General features: G+C 31.7%; 11 protein-coding genes and 2 pseudogenes. 2 read left to right on the forward strand and 11 right to left on the reverse strand.

Annotated features, from left to right (window positions below; translation table 11 throughout):
- Window positions 1-25: 25 nt before the first annotated feature.
- The 5 genes from PZA12_RS20060 to PZA12_RS20080 form a co-directional block, all read right to left on the reverse strand.
- A complete protein-coding gene (locus tag PZA12_RS20060) occupies window positions 26-1,417 on the reverse strand; it encodes a L,D-transpeptidase family protein (protein WP_078114668.1) in 1,392 nt (463 codons plus the stop codon).
- 118 nt (window positions 1,418-1,535) lie between these two features.
- A complete protein-coding gene (locus PZA12_RS20065) occupies window positions 1,536-3,269 on the reverse strand; it encodes a flavin monoamine oxidase family protein (protein WP_078114667.1) in 1,734 nt (577 codons plus the stop codon).
- Between the two features lie 132 nt (window positions 3,270-3,401).
- On the reverse strand, window positions 3,402-4,787 hold the full coding sequence (locus PZA12_RS20070; RefSeq protein ID WP_078114666.1) for a L,D-transpeptidase family protein: 1,386 nt from the start codon (window positions 4,785-4,787) through the stop codon (window positions 3,402-3,404).
- 205 nt (window positions 4,788-4,992) lie between these two features.
- Entirely contained in the window at window positions 4,993-5,466 is a 474-nt protein-coding gene (locus tag PZA12_RS20075) for a metal-dependent transcriptional regulator (RefSeq protein ID WP_078114665.1), read from the reverse strand.
- Between the two features lie 343 nt (window positions 5,467-5,809).
- Entirely contained in the window at window positions 5,810-6,160 is a 351-nt protein-coding gene (locus tag PZA12_RS20080; RefSeq protein ID WP_078114664.1) for a winged helix-turn-helix transcriptional regulator, read from the reverse strand.
- Between the two features lie 126 nt (window positions 6,161-6,286).
- Between PZA12_RS20080 and PZA12_RS20085 the strand changes: the two genes are divergently transcribed.
- On the forward strand, window positions 6,287-6,682 hold the full coding sequence (locus tag PZA12_RS20085; RefSeq protein WP_078114663.1) for a pyridoxamine 5'-phosphate oxidase family protein: 396 nt from the start codon (window positions 6,287-6,289) through the stop codon (window positions 6,680-6,682).
- A 156-nt stretch (window positions 6,683-6,838) separates the two neighbouring features.
- Here PZA12_RS20085 and PZA12_RS20090 read toward each other — a convergent pair whose 3' ends face one another.
- The 3 genes from PZA12_RS20090 to PZA12_RS20100 all read right to left on the reverse strand — a co-directional run bounded on the left by PZA12_RS20090 (window position 6,839) and on the right by PZA12_RS20100 (window position 10,987).
- Window positions 6,839-8,542, reverse strand: a complete 1,704-nt coding sequence (locus PZA12_RS20090) for a [FeFe] hydrogenase, group A (RefSeq protein WP_078114662.1) — start codon at window positions 8,540-8,542, stop codon at window positions 6,839-6,841.
- 80 nt (window positions 8,543-8,622) lie between these two features.
- The gene (nuoF, locus tag PZA12_RS20095; protein ID WP_077837393.1) at window positions 8,623-10,503 is read right to left on the reverse strand and encodes an NADH-quinone oxidoreductase subunit NuoF; all 1,881 of its coding nucleotides are present in this window, start codon (window positions 10,501-10,503) and stop codon (window positions 8,623-8,625) included.
- A complete protein-coding gene (locus PZA12_RS20100; protein ID WP_077837392.1) occupies window positions 10,493-10,987 on the reverse strand; it encodes a complex I 24 kDa subunit family protein in 495 nt (164 codons plus the stop codon). Before PZA12_RS20100 ends, nuoF begins: the two co-directional genes overlap by 11 nt.
- A 409-nt stretch (window positions 10,988-11,396) precedes the next feature.
- On the opposite strand from PZA12_RS20100, the gene alr reads away from it, so the two are divergent.
- Window positions 11,397-12,560, forward strand: coding sequence for an alanine racemase (gene alr / locus PZA12_RS20105; RefSeq protein WP_078114661.1), 1,164 nt, complete (start codon window positions 11,397-11,399; stop codon window positions 12,558-12,560).
- A 366-nt stretch (window positions 12,561-12,926) separates the two neighbouring features.
- On the opposite strand, the pseudogene PZA12_RS20110 reads toward alr, so the two are convergent.
- From PZA12_RS20110 to PZA12_RS20120, 3 genes and pseudogenes are all read right to left on the reverse strand, one after another.
- Window positions 12,927-13,292: pseudogene (locus PZA12_RS20110) on the reverse strand (flavodoxin family protein); the annotation flags it as partial.
- 220 nt (window positions 13,293-13,512) lie between these two features.
- Window positions 13,513-14,946: a DDE-type integrase/transposase/recombinase gene (locus PZA12_RS20115; RefSeq protein ID WP_168983577.1), complete on the reverse strand. Its 1,434-nt coding sequence runs from the start codon at window positions 14,944-14,946 to the stop codon at window positions 13,513-13,515.
- 140 nt (window positions 14,947-15,086) lie between these two features.
- Window positions 15,087-15,362: pseudogene (locus PZA12_RS20120) on the reverse strand (flavodoxin family protein); the annotation flags it as partial.
- Window positions 15,363-15,422 lie beyond the last annotated feature (60 nt).

The raw sequence follows: 15,422 nt of genomic DNA on the forward strand, positions 1-15,422 counted from the left end.
TAACAAATATAAATTAAATAGTACATTATTCAGTATATACTATAATTGGAGTTCCCGGCTCAATATTTTCAAATATTGTTTTTGCTAAATTATAAGGTGAATTTACGCATCCATGTGAACCGCTTGTTAAATATATCTGCTTACCAAACACTCCATTTCTCCAACTAGCATCATGAATACCTACATTTCCATTAAAAGGCATCCAATAATCAACTGGTGAACTATAATCTTCACCCTTTAATGTCGCATTTTTCTCTTTGTAATTCAGAACATATGTTCCTACTGGTGTACCTGTATTATTACTTACATTTCCTGTAACAACATCATCATCAACAACTAGAGCTCCATTTTTATAAAACCATACATGCTGCTTAGTAATATTGACTTCTACATAAGTATTCCCTATATCGTTAGTTCCTTTTACAAATGCATTTTGTGCATATTTTGGTTCCTTTGTTACATCTTGTCCATTCTTTATAATTTCTATTAAATCTTTTACTTCTTTAGAGTTATCAACAATCCATCCATAATTACCGCCACTCACTTGTACTGTTTTTTTTGTTGTTGTAACAAAATCTCTTGTGCTACCAAAAGTATTATAAATGCTAGATATTTTATATACATAATTCCGAACTTTATCTTCATTGATTGTAACTTGCATATTGTCATCTACTCCAAGCCAGTTATGTATAGTAGATCCATCCAAAACTTCTTTTTTTCCATTTGAATCATACGTAATTTTTAATCCTATGTATTTATTAAGTGTATCTCTTGCTGCAGTTACTTCCTCTGACTTTGAAGTATATTTAGGATTTTCATAACAATTGCTTGAATCTAAATCTATTGATGTCTTCCCATCAAGAATCGCATTAGCTACATTATCATGTAAAGCATCTTTATTTATCTTATTTCCTAAAACTTCATCTACTATCTCGTATTCTCCATCTTTATAATTTAAGCTAGCATTTTGTGGTTGGGTTATCTTCTTGTTACTAACACAAGAAAGTTTATTTAGTGTTTGGTTTAATTGTTCTTCATCATACATAATTATCTGGGATGCTTCAGAATTATTTTTCTTAAAAAATGTACTAGGCCAAGCAAATGAACTTTGGTTATTCTTTAATTCTTTGATCTTATCAGAATTATATTTTAATCCAATATCACTAGCTTTAATTTGTTCTTTTACATCTCCTCTTTCGTCTAATTCCAATGCATATGATTGCATTTGGGCAGCTAGCTTTTCTTCTGCTCCCTCAACGGTCTGCCCACCAACATTAACCCCATCAATTACGGTTCCAAAGTGAAAATGATTAATAGAATATAATGACATACCTAAATATATAGCACCCAAAGTACAGAGAGAAATTATAACCCCTGGCATAACCTTGTTACTACTTTTATTTCTTCTTTTTCTCATTATATCTACTCCCTTCGCTACTATTATACTAAAAAATCTAAATTATTAATATATAATTTTTCACCAAAAAAAGCCACCATAAATAGAAAATGCATTTCTATTTAAAGGTAGCTCACTCTCACATACTTTTACAGTACTCTGCTAATTTATTTGCAGCTTTCATTGCAGTACTTACAGAACCCTCTATCCATCCATGCGTTAAAGAAACATGTTCTCCTGCAAAATATACTCTATCATTATATTCTGGCTTTGCCATCGCATTAGAAAAAAGTTTTTGTTGCCGAGGCATAAAGTAGCAAAATGCTCCATAAAATCCTTTTTCTCTATCCCAGTCAACAGTTTTATAATCTTCGACTACATAATCAAGATATCCTCGTGGAAGACCATGGACATCCTCAACTTGCCTTTTAATCAATTCAAATCGTGCATTATCGTCTAAGCTTCCTACGCGTATTCCGTCTAAACCTAAATTATATGACGCTAGCAGAACTCCTTGATTATCCTTAGCACTTCTTTTTCTTCCAACAGAAACATTCATATTATTTTCCGTTTTGCCACCATATCCGGTAATAATATTATGACTAGGATACCATATGGTTTGAATTGGCAAATCAGTATTAGATCCTCCACCGATTATCTTCTCATTATCATTTCCTTTTTCCCAAAAACGTTCATTACACATAAAAAGAGTTTTTTGAGATGATGTATAAAAAACTTCTCTTATTGACTGCATTTTTTCATTGCTAAACATAGGAAATACATTCACATCCCTAAGACTTGAAAAAGGTATTGCACAAACAACGAAGTCGAAAGTTTGACTATAAAGCTTAGATGACTTCTCTTCCTCGTATTCTAACACTACTTTCTCCTCTATATCATTAATTTTATATATGCTTTTTACTGTCTTTCCACTTTCCCAAGATACTTTCCCCAATTCTTCATCTCTAATATTATTATATTCTTTTGGTTTTTTAGACATTAACGAATCATAAAAAGCTAGTGGTAAATTTACTGCTCCACCAACAATTTCGTACCTATATGCATAATCTACAGTATATTCCTCAATTAAATTTTCAGAATAACTATTATAATAAAATGAACCTAGAAAAGGCGCAACTCCCGAAATTAGTTGTATCGCTCCTTCACTTACACCCATCTTTTCAAGTACTTCCCTTATTCCAAGACTACCAACATATTTAATTATATCTGAATAATTTTCTTTTACCTCTAATAATTCCTTTCTTATGGAGGGAGGTATTTTAAATAAATTACTTGACAATGCATCTCCAATTATTTTCTGCCATGGAGTATTTCGCTCCCTCTCAGTCAAGTTAAATTCCGGGTATATATTTTCCATTACACTTTTACCTTGAGGATCATTCCTTGCGCGTTTATGTCGTATATAAAATAATGCATTTTTATTATTTTGAATAAATGGTCTTGTTTTTATACCAAAAGTATTAATATAATGCCATGTTGTTTCATGACCTACTGGTGTACGCATAGCACCAAATTCACCATAAAGTCTTTTCTCCTCATCAAAATAATAGGTATAGATTCGCCCTCCAATCCGCTTCTCTTCTGTTTCAAAAATAGTAATATCAAAACCTAGTTTTCTAAGTTCAAAGGCTGAGGCTAAACCTGCAATACCGCCTCCTATTATCCCAACCTTAATGCCTGAACAACTTCCAGGAGGTAAAATTGTTGTAATATCTTTTGGTGGACTTAATAATTCAACTATATTATTAAAATCTTCAATACGATTCGCTTCCTCTAAAGTCATCCTTAACATTTCATGCCTTTCTTCATCAGTTGGATTATCTGGTTGAATAAAATTTGTTTCTCTAGGCAAATAAAGCCACTCCTTTAAACAAAATCACTATAATTAAATATATTATTCTAGCAACTACAAAAGACCAGCTAAAAGCTGGTCTAATTTTTAATCTTATTTTATTAAGCTCTAAATTGATGTTTTTATGGAGATTTAATAATAACAAACAACTGGAGTTCCCTCGTTAATATTATTGAATATAGTATTAGCCAGATAATATGGAGAATTTACGCATCCATGAGAACCATTTGTCAAATAAATTCTTCCTCCAAATACTGATCTCCAACTTGCATCATGAATTCCTATTCCTCCATTAAAGGGCATCCAAAAATTAACTGGACTGCTATATCCTTGACCTTTTAAAGTAGCATCTCTTTGCTTGTATTTCAATGAATATACTCCAGTAGGTGTTGAAGTATTATTGCTTACATTTCCTGTAACCACATCACCCTCTACTACTAGAGAACCATTCTTATAAAACCATACGTGCTGCTTGCTCATATTTACTTCTACATAAGTATTCCCAATATCATTACTTCCAGGAGACATTGCTGATTGCGTATATTTAGGTTCTTTTGTTACAGATTGTCCATCTTTTATACTTGAAATTAATTCTTTTTCTTCATCATTATTATTAATTAACCAACCGTAATCTCCTCCGCTAACTTGTACATTAGTGCCTAGCGATGTAACAAACTTTCTTGTCTTGCCAACTGTATTGTAATTATCTAATATGCTATTTAGATATTCTTTGATTTTCGGTTCATCAAGTGTAATTTCTAAATTATTATTTACATTAATCCATTTGTTTATTATAGATCCATCTATCACTTCGGTCTTATCACCAAAATTATAGGTTATTTTAGAGGATATATATTTATTAAGGGTATCTTTAGTATTAATAACCTCCTGAGATTTTGAAGTATATTGAGGCTTTTCATAGCAATCCTCCGAATCCAAATCTAATGTTGTTTTCCCGTTAAGAATTGCATTCACAATACTATCATGTAGTGCCATCTTATCAATTTTATTACCATATACTTCATCAATAATTTTATATCCATCATCTGTATATTCAAAACTAGGGTTTTGTGGTTCATTTACGTTATTACTATTAAAACACGAAAGATTATCAATGCTTTTTTTTAGTAACTCATCATCATAAGTAACTACATTTGTTATCGCAGAATTATTTGTTCCTAACAATGATATAATCCATTTAAATGGATTTTGCTTATCTTTTAGTTCCTGAACTTTTCCATCTGAATTATACTTAAGATTTATCTCATTTCCTTTAACTTGTTCTTCATTATTTCCTCTTTCTTTTAATTTCAAAGTATAATTTGCAATTTCATTTGGCATTTCTTCATCTACTTCTTGTACAGTCTTACCTGAAACATTAACACAACTAACCGTAGAACCGAAATAAAAGTGGTTCATAAAATAGATTGCCAGCCCCAAATATATGGCAAGTAAAGTAAAACATGAAACTATAATGCCTATTAAAAGCTTTTTGTGTTTATTTTTCTGTATTTCCATAATAACGTCTCACCCCGTTATCATTATACAAATGTATGGAATAAATAATGTATGCTTTATTTACCCATTTATTTTTCAACAATATCATTTTTTTACAAAACATCCCATATTATCTTACTAGGTACTACTTAATAATCAATGCGCATAAATTTATTTACAAATTATCTCATACTTTATGAGACATCAAAAAGTTATATTTACTACTCTATTCTTTCTTTCTCTTTTTAAAATTTCTGTATCTCTCTAACACATCTATGTTCTCAGCAAAGAACATATTGAGCATATCTATATTATTAATAGTTTCGCTACTAATAATATGTTCAATCAATTCTGTTTCCTCTAAAATATCCTGTTCACACTCTAAATATTCCAAAAACTTTTTTACAATATTGTGCCTTTCAAGCAAATATCTTCCTATGTTTATCCCTTCCTCTGTGAGAATTATTACTCCATACCTTTCATATTTTATAAGAGATAATTCTCCAAATTTTTTCATCATTTTAGATGCCGATGAATCGCGAACATTCAGCATTTGTGCTATTTTATTTAGCCGAACTACATTTTCCTCCATGCTACATCTATAGATCATTTCTAAATAATCTTCCATAGAAGGGGTGAGCAATTTTCTTGTTAAATTTATATTTTCGTATCCTCTTGCAGTATGAAAATTCTTTTCCATATTCTTCACCATCCAATTTCACTATATTTGGGGGATTTATATGTTTCCAACAGTTATATCTAAATTATTCTATATATGTTAGCCTAAAAAAATTTTTCTCTAAACTTGAACTTACTAATAATATACAAGAAGTCAAATTAATATGAATATTAATTTTGTTACCATTTAATTAGATTTATAGTTTTTGCTCTTTAGGTTGACATTAATGTTAATAAAACCACAACATTTAATATGATCTAAATATTTAAGACACATATTCCAGGCTACATAGCTAACCTCAAAAAAATTAGGAATGTTATAATTTAAAATATTAAATTATAACATTCCTAATATATAATTATATTTAACTTTCTGAAACTTCAGCCGATTTTATATGATCGATATATTTTTCTCCCCAAATAGATATGCTATCCAAAACCAATTTAAATTCTTTTCCTATATCAGTTAATGAATACTCAACTTTTGGCGGTACCTGGGGAAAAACCTTACGATTTACCAACCCATACTCCTCTAAACTACGGAGCTGTTTTGTTAATGTAGCTTGCTTTAGTTCAGGCAATAATCTTTGTAATTCTCCAAAACGAAGCGTTTTTGTACTTAAATTATGTAAAATTACTATTGCCCATTTACCTGCAATAATTTTTTGTGCTGTTACAAACGGACATTTGCCAAATAAATTATATTCTTCCTCCATCATGTACCCCCTTAGTATATTTATGATACTATATATTTAAAATAATCCTACTTGAAAAAATTACGGTAATAACCTATATTATGTACAAAGAGATTATAACATATTAAAATTTAAGGAGCAATTAAGATGAATGAAGTATTAGAATTTTTGCTTAATAACCCTACCTTCTATATTGCAACTATGGATGGTGATCAACCAAGGGTAAGACCTTTTGGTGCAGTAATGAAATATAAAGATAAATTATATTTCACAACAAACAACACCAAATCTGTTTTTGAACAATTAGTTGCAAACCCTAAAGCTGAAATTTCCACAACTTCACCTAAAGGTGAATGGATCCGTTTGACTGGAAAAGCAGTTTTTGATTCCAGCACGGAAGCAAAATCAGCTATGTTAGAATCAGTTCCATCCTTGAAAAAAATGTATAGCTTAGATGATAACATCTTTGAAGTGTTTTATCTAGAAGATGCCGTTGTAACATTTAATTCTTTTTCTAGCGGACCTAAAACAATTAAACTATAATAATTATTTGTAATAGTCTAAAAAAGCTATACTCTTATTTGATGTATAGCTTTCAATTTTATGATTGCCAAAAGACCTAACTAATCTCAATATCCTCTAATTATATTTCACAAATATACATTGATATTTCTATTAATCATTCTGCCAATTCATATTTTAATGTTCACTTTTATCATAATGAACATGTAGTAATTCTTTAGTCCTATTCTTTAGCACACCTTCATATAAAGATTTAACTACCAGATTTTCTTCACTTCTTTTAATTTGCGTAACCTTATCAATCTTATATAGTCCTTTTGCCCTTTCATTTTTCTCTTCCATTAATCCAAAAGGTTGCCCCGCTCCAGCTATACATCCTCCAGGACATGCCATAACTTCTATAAAGTCAAAATGTTCTTCTCCACTCTTAATTTTTTCAATTAGATCTTCTGCATTTCTAAGTCCACTAATAATGCCTATTCTAATGGATTCATCTTTAACTTGAAGTTCACATATTTTTACTCCTTTCATACCTCGAACACCTATAAATTCTATATCCTTTAACACTCTTGAAGATTTATCTTTAACAACTTCACGAATAACAGCTTCCGTTACTCCTCCCGTAACGCCAAATATTACTCCTGCCCCTGAGTAAAGAGATAGCGGTATATCTGATGCTTCTGCCTCAATTTCATCAAACTGTATACCGATTTCTTTTATCATTGCACATAGTTCTGCTGTAGTAATTACATAATCAACATCCGGAATATTATCACTTATAAATTCTTCTCTAGCTGCTTCTGCTTTTTTAGCTGTGCATGGCATAACTGCTACAGATATTGTTTCTCTATCCTCTAAAGAATCTTTTTCTTTGAAATATGCCTTAACAACAGCACCAAACATCTCCATTGGTGATTTACAACTAGATACATATGGCAGTAATTCAGGATATTTATTTTCTACATATCTTATCCATGCTGGACAACAGGAAGTAAATAGTGGAAACTTATTGTCATCAGATTCTAACTTCTTTAAGAATTCTTTTGATTCTTCAATTACCGTTAAATCAGCACTTAGAGAAGTATCATAAATATTTTCAAAGCCCAATCTTCTCATGGCCGCAACAATTTTCCCCATAACATTTTCACCAGGTTTCATACCGAATTCTTCACCTAAAGCAACACGCACTGCTGGAGCAACTTGCGCTACAACTCTCTGCTTAGGGTCATATATTGATTTCCAAACATTTTTAATATCACTCTTAACAACTATTGCTCCTGTAGGACATACAGTAGCACATTGTCCACAATTCACACAATCTGTCTCTGCAAGGCTTTTCCCAAATGCTGGACTCACCACCATATTCGAACCTCTATTGGCAAAATCAATCGCTCCTACGCTTTGTATTTCATTACACATCCTAACACAGTCTCCACATAAAATGCATTTATTAGGATCTCTAATGATTGATTTAGATGATGTATCTAAATCTTTTTTTCCCTGAATGCTTTTAAATCTAATATCTGTCAAACCAAAGCGTGATGCTAATTTTTGTAGCTTACACTTTCCATTCTTTTCACATATAGTGCAATCTCTACAATGTGTTGCAAGCAACAATTCTAAAATTACCTTACGATACTTTTGAAGCTTTGGTGTATTAGTTCTAATTGACATCGCATCTTTTGGTGGCGTAGAACAAGATGTTAAAATGCTACCTCTTTCATCCTCGACTACACACATTCTGCACGCCCCATAAACTGATAGATCCGTATAGTAACAAAGAGTAGGTAAATCAATTCCCGCTTTTCTAACTAAGTCCAAGATATTTTTTTCTTTATCAAATTCTACCCTATTGCCATCAATGACCATATATTTTGACATAGTTTCTTACCATCCTTTCTGTAATTCATAAATTTCATATAATAAATAATAAAAAGAAAATAATATTATCGAAGAAATATTCAAATTACTCTAATCGCCTTGAATACACAGCTTTCAATGCAATTACCACATTTAATACATTTTGATTTATCAATGACATAAGTTTTCCTTATTTCTCCAGTAATAGCTTCTACGGGACATCCCTTAGAACACTTTGAGCAACCTCTGCATTTCTCTTTATCAATCTCATATGAAATTAATGACTTGCATACGCCTCCTGAACACTTTTTATCTACAACATGTTCTATATACTCATCTCTAAAATATCTTAATGTACTTCTAACCGGGAATGCTGCACTCTTTCCAAGTCCACAAAGTGCTGTATCAGAAATAGTCTCTGCTAATTCTTCTAATGTATCAATATCCTCCAATGTACCTTTACCATCTACTATATCATTAAGTATTTCTAACATTCTTCTAGTACCTTCTCTACATGGTATACATTTGCCACAAGATTCATTTTGAGTAAAATTCATAAAGAAACGTGCCATTTCAACCATACAATTTTTATCATTCATAACGACTAGGCCTCCACTCCCAATCATGGCACCTACTTTCTTTAACGAATCAAAATCTAAAGTTAAATCAAGATGATTTTCACGAAGACATAGACAACCTCCAGACGGCCCACCAATTTGGACTGCCTTAAATTCTCCCCCTTTCACTCCTCCTCCAATGTCAAATATTATCTTTCTCAATGTTGTCCCCATAGGAACTTCTATTAATCCTGTATTATTAACATTTCCCGTAAGAGCAAATGCTTTAGTTCCATAATTATTTTCAGTTCCCATAGTTTTATACCAATGTACCCCTTTGTTAATTATTGGAGATACATTACAAAATGTTTCTACATTATTTAGCACTGTTGGTTTACCAAACAAGCCTTGTTCTACAGTTCTTGGAGGCTTAACTCTAGGCATACCACGATTCCCCTCAATTGAAGCTGTTAGAGCACTGCCTTCTCCACATACAAATGCTCCTGCTCCCTGATTAATCTGAATATGAAAATCAAAACCTGAATTTAATATATTATCACCCAAGAGTCCTTTTTCCATAGCTTGTTCAATAGCTATGCGCAATCTTTTTACTGCAAGAGGATATTCTGCACGAACATATATATATCCATTGTGTGCTTTTGTAGCAATTCCTGCAATAATCATACCCTCAATAACACCGTGAGGATTTCCTTCCATCATGCTTCTATCCATAAATGCTCCCGGATCACCTTCATCGCCATTGCATACAATGTATTTTTCTGATTCTGCCTGCTTTAATACCTGGGCCCATTTCTTTCCTGTGGGAAATCCTCCGCCTCCACGCCCTCTTAAATGTGCCTCAGACATTTCATTAATAATTTCTTCAGAAGTCATGTCAAAAAGAGCTTTCGCAGTAGCACTATAGCCACCTTCTGCTAAATATTCTTCAATAGACTCCGCATTAATATGACCACAATTATTTAAAGCTACACGGGTTTGCTTTTTATAAAATGGAATATCTTCTTGCTTACTATAAAGCTTATCTCCATCCTTATAACTTAAACCAGTAACTACTTCATTACCAATAATACTTTTTTCAATAATTTCTTCACAATCATCTATACTTACCTTTATATATAGCCATCCCTCTGGTTCAATTCGTATTAAAGGTCCCATTTCACAAAATCCATGGCATCCACTCTTTTTCAAACCTATAGTATTGTCATGTGGTTCTTCCTTTAATTCTAATGTGACCTCTAATCCCTTTTCTTTTATTATCTCCTTAAATCTTCTATAAATGTTTAGAGATCCGCCTGCTACACATCCAGTGCCTGCACATACTAATATTTGCTTACGTTGTCTAACTAAAGCAGCCTTATATTTTGAGCTTATAGAATTTAGCTCTTCTCTTGTATTAATTCTCATTTGACAACTCCTCCTTTAACTGCTTCACTAGCTTTCTTGCTTTCTCTGGTGTCATTGACGGATACACTACATCGTTTACAGTGCAGACCGGAGCTAATCCACATGCTCCTAGACACGATACTGTTTCTACTGTAAAATGCATATCATCGGTTGTAAGTTTTTTCCCCGAAAGTCCTAATTCACTCCTAAACTCACTAAGAATAGGATCTGATTTCCTTACGTGACAAGCAGTTCCATCACAAATTCTAATCACGTATTTTCCTTTCGGTTCTAAAGAGAAATTTTCATAAAATGTTGCTACTCCATATACTTTAGCTTCACTAATCTTAAGTTCTTTTGCTATATAGCACAACGCCTCTTCTGGCAGGTACCGGTATTCCTTCTGAATTTCCTGCATAATAGTAATAATTTGTGTCTTGTCATAATTATTAGAAATTAAAATATCATCTAGTTTTTTTATTTCCTTTTGATTTACCATGATCATCCACCCTCCTATTATATATAATTAAGTACCTTTTATATCAAGACCACTATGAGTCAAGATTTCTCTTATTAGTATCTATTATTCTACATGTAATTATTTTCTCCTTTGTTTTAACATTGATTACACAAATAACTTACTATGTAAAATAATGTATGTTAATTTTCAATTATTTATCCATATATTTTTTTGCGAAAAGAACATGGAAAGTATTAAAAATTCCTAATTAAACAGGTAGAAAATAGTATAAAAACCACTGTATATATAAATTCTAACATTAGTGGTTCTTTTTTTATTTCTATATATTAACTAAAATATATTTTGTAAGAATACTTAAATTAGTTTATAATCAATAGCGGTTAAGATACTAAACATAGTTTTAATATAAATAATAATTGTGAGGTGTAGGCAAATGCAAAAGATACTTAGACCTGTATATGCAGAAATAGATTTAGATGCAATAGCTTATAATATGAAAAATATAAAAGACTTAGCTAAAGATAAAGAGGTAATCGCGGTCGTTAAAGCAGATTGTTATGGTCATGGAGCTTTAGATGTGGTTCCAACTTTACTTGAAAATGGTGCATCAAGGCTTGCCGTAGCAGTTCTAACAGAAGGAATTGAACTTAGAAATGATAATATAAATGCCCCTATTATGATACTCGGATATACCCCTTCGTATCTAAACGAAGAATTAATAAAATATGATCTTGAACAAACTGTATATGACTTAGATTATGCAAAAGAATTATCAAAAACAGCATTAAGCCTTAATAAGAAAGCTAAGATTCACATAGCTATTGATACAGGAATGGGAAGAATAGGATTTCTACCAACTGAAAAAGCAATAGATGATATTTGTAAAATCTGTTCTTTGGAAGGACTAGAAGTAATCGGAATATTTACTCATTTTTCTACTTCTGATGAGAAAGATAAAGAATATACTAATGAACAATTTGAAAAATTTAAGGATTTGCTAAAGAAACTTTCAAATCTTAATATAGAAATTCCTATAAAACACGTCTCTAATAGCGGTGCAATCATGGACATGCCAGAGACTTACCTAGATGCTGTTCGTGCTGGGATCATACTTTACGGATATTATCCATCAAATGAAGTAAAAAAAGAAAACCTTTCTTTAAAACCAGCATTGACATTAAAAGCAACTATAACACGTGTTCAAGAAATGGATGCAGGTATGTCTATAAGTTATGGAAGAACTTTTAAGACTAAGCGAAGAAGTTTAATCGCTACTATACCAATAGGATATGCAGATGGTTATTCTAGATTACTAGCTAAAAATGCTAAAGTCATTATAAATGGACAATTTGCTCCTGTTGTCGGAAGGATATGTATGGATCAATGTATGATAGATATTACAGATATTAATAGTGATATAAAAGTTGGCGATGAAGTTATAATTCTCGGAGAACAAGATGGGCTCAGATTTAATGCAGATAATTTCGCAGAAATAATGGGAACAATCAATTACGAAATACTTTGTATGCTTAAATATAGAATCCCGAGGGTTTATGTTAAAAACGGAAAAATATTTAATGTAAGAAATTATCTCTAGATTCAATCAACTTTACTTATAAAAATAAACTTGATATTTAATTATTTCTAATTAGTTAATAAGTTATAAATAAGATACTTCTATGTAAGCGCAAATAACGATGTATATGCACATTTGCATATACATCGTTATTTATATTTATTAATAAAATCTTATATAGATACCCACAACGGAAATTTTATTTATGCTGAATAAATAAAATTTCCGTTGTGGGTATCTATATCTCCTTGCTGTCATTGTTGTGTGCAGACTCAATTATAGCATGGATTTATCATAAATGTTTTTTGATTTATTCACTTGTAAAATTATTTAAGCGTTTTTGCACTATTATAGTATTAAATATAGTTTTTCTTAAATTTACTAATTTCAACGTATGAAATTAGTAAGAACTCTAGGCTCTATTTCCGGTAATGAAATTCCGGCATTTTTTCCAGCTTCTATAGATTTTAAAAGCCAAGCCATATTTTTGCCCAGTGTTCTCATTGTCTGCATTCCTTCTAGATCTTGTTCTATTTCTTCAGGAGTGTTTCCATGAACCATATTCCAATATTGAGAAGATACAACAGGCATATTTCTATCAGTAAAGTATTTATTTAATTGATCGAAAGCAGAAGTAGCTCCTCCACGGCGACAGCTTACAATTGCTGCACCAGGCTTATATGCAAAACAATTTCCTGCGTAGAAAAATCTATCCAAGAAAGATGTAATTAAGCCTGATGGCGCTCCATAATGGGTAGTGTAAAAAATATATGAAAAATCAATCCAACTACCATTTAATGTTAAATTATGTTTGCTAGTTGCCCTTGACACACCTAAAGATAAATGGTCTTAGGCAGTTAAGGACGGGTGAATGATAATTTTGAACATGACTAATAGACCCGCCTATTGAGATATTTTACCATTTATCTTTGTGGGCGTGTCAAGGGTGCGTTTCACCAACTGCTTTAGATCATTAGGCAGTTATTGTACAGTTATTTAGAACAAAGTCTTGAGATAGTTCAATAAATTTGCACCATCTAGTAGGCATGTTGGACATTGACTCTAACTCTTCAAGGATTACAGGAGTTTTGCCTTCAAGGGCAGAATGTGGTCTTAGAAAGTTAAAGTATGCCACAAACATAGTTACAAATGCAACCGACCCGTTAGGACTTCCGAAGCCAGTAGTAGCTCTATAATTGCCTTTAAAGGTTCGGTTAAGACGTTCAATAATTTGCTTCAATGGCCTATATTCTTTTGAAACTTCATCTTTATTGGTTAAGCCTATAACTTGAGTAACATCGAATTTTATACTATGGCTTGCAAAGAAGTGCTGTGCAAGAAGATATATAGGGTTACCATCAGTTATAAGATTAAGATCTTCAGGTATTTCTTTTAACTTACTTAGAACATCATCGATGGCTTTTACAGCCGTTTCGGTATCTCTATGTGGTGATACTCTGTAAGATAGAATAATCTTTTTAACAGCATCAAAAAAGAAGAAAATATAGTTCCACTTACCGTTAACTTTTATGTAGGTTTCATCGCCGCAGAAAGAGTCAGAAAGTTTATAATCGTAGTTATCTATAAATGGCTTAACTACAATTGAAACGGCATTAACATAGTTTAAAATTGCTTGATGAGATATTTTAATATCATGAATATCTTTAAGCAATGCAGCTGTCTTTCTGGAAGATAAACCGTAGTTAACGTAGTAAGTTAGAATGAGTCCTAAGGTGTAAGAAGAAATCATAATGTTTGGAAGAGAAACCTTTGATTTTACCGGACTTTCTTTAGAAAGTGGCTTAAAGTCAAAAGTGAAATCTCTAAATATGTATCTAACTTTGAACTTACCAGGATTCTTCTTAAAATCTTGTTTTTCAGATTTTGTCATTGATTTAAGATTATTTTGGTAAAAAGAGCAATTATCATTCTTACACTTATAAACGTAGAAATCCTTACGCGCCTTGATTCTTTCAAGTGTTTTACTGCAGTGAGGACATCTTAACACTATGGATTTCTGATAGTAATTTTTAGGATTGAATGTGGTATCACAGACTTTGCAAAGATATTGTCCTCGGCCTCCGTTATTATCGTAAAGATAGGTATGTGGAGCACCACACTTAGGACAGATAACATCCTTAGGAGCTAACGCTTTGTTTTTGCGAGGTTTCACAGGAGCAAATTCTTTGCCGTGCTTAAACTCATATTCAGCTATTAGAAGCTTATAGTTAAGTTTTTCGGGAACATCAAAGATTGGTTGATCATCTACTTGAAGCTTTCGGTATTCTTTCTTAACAGGTTCGTCCGAAATGCTTTTAAGCAAGTTTTTGCCAACCAGCAAAGTCATGAGATACTTTATAATTTCAATAAGATAAATTACAGTTTCAAGAAGAAACTTATTAATCATGGTAATAGCTTGCCTCCTTTTTTAGTTCAGTGTTTTTGTTTTGCAAGTATAAAATATCTTAACTTTTTGGGGGTGGCAAGTTATTTATATAAAAAATAAGAAAAATTAAAGGGTTGCTGCCTTAGTTAGATAAAAAACTTTGACAGTACCCCATAATGCACAGGAGAGCCAAAAATGAAACCATCAGCTTCATTGGCTTTTTCTAATGCAATATTTACAGTGTCATCATTAAACACACATTTACCTTTAGTTTTAGAACATCCTCCACAAGCTACGCAACCTCGGATTGGTTTGTTTCCAACGTGGAAGATTTCAATTTCAATGTTTTCCTTTTCTAATTCCTTAGCAATTTCAATTAAAGCCGTATAAGTACAGCCTTTAACTTTAGGACTACCATTAATAAGTAATACTTTCATTTTTACACCTCGTTTTAATTGTATGTATATTATTAAGTTGATATAATTAATATATAACAT

The organism is Clostridium beijerinckii, assembly GCF_036699995.1.
GTDB classification, from domain to species: domain Bacteria; phylum Bacillota; class Clostridia; order Clostridiales; family Clostridiaceae; genus Clostridium; species Clostridium helianthi.

Bases quoted from the DNA above. Each gene is read 5' to 3' on its own strand.
- PZA12_RS20115 (WP_168983577.1), bottom strand. From the start codon at position 14,946: ATGATTAATAAGTTTCTTCTTGAAACTGTAATTTATCTTATTGAAATT.
- PZA12_RS20060 (WP_078114668.1), bottom strand. From the start codon at position 1,417: ATGAGAAAAAGAAGAAATAAAAGTAGTAACAAGGTTATGCCAGGGGTT.
- nuoF (WP_077837393.1), bottom strand. From the start codon at position 10,503: ATGAGAATTAATACAAGAGAAGAGCTAAATTCTATAAGCTCAAAATAT.
- PZA12_RS20090 (WP_078114662.1), bottom strand. From the start codon at position 8,542: ATGTCAAAATATATGGTCATTGATGGCAATAGGGTAGAATTTGATAAA.
- PZA12_RS20085 (WP_078114663.1), top strand. From the start codon at position 6,287: ATGAATGAAGTATTAGAATTTTTGCTTAATAACCCTACCTTCTATATT.
- PZA12_RS20075 (WP_078114665.1), bottom strand. From the start codon at position 5,466: ATGGAAAAGAATTTTCATACTGCAAGAGGATACGAAAATATAAATTTA.
- PZA12_RS20080 (WP_078114664.1), bottom strand. From the start codon at position 6,160: ATGGAGGAAGAATATAATTTATTTGGCAAATGTCCGTTTGTAACAGCA.
- PZA12_RS20070 (WP_078114666.1), bottom strand. From the start codon at position 4,787: ATGGAAATACAGAAAAATAAACACAAAAAGCTTTTAATAGGCATTATA.
- PZA12_RS20100 (WP_077837392.1), bottom strand. From the start codon at position 10,987: ATGATCATGGTAAATCAAAAGGAAATAAAAAAACTAGATGATATTTTA.
- alr (WP_078114661.1), top strand. From the start codon at position 11,397: ATGCAAAAGATACTTAGACCTGTATATGCAGAAATAGATTTAGATGCA.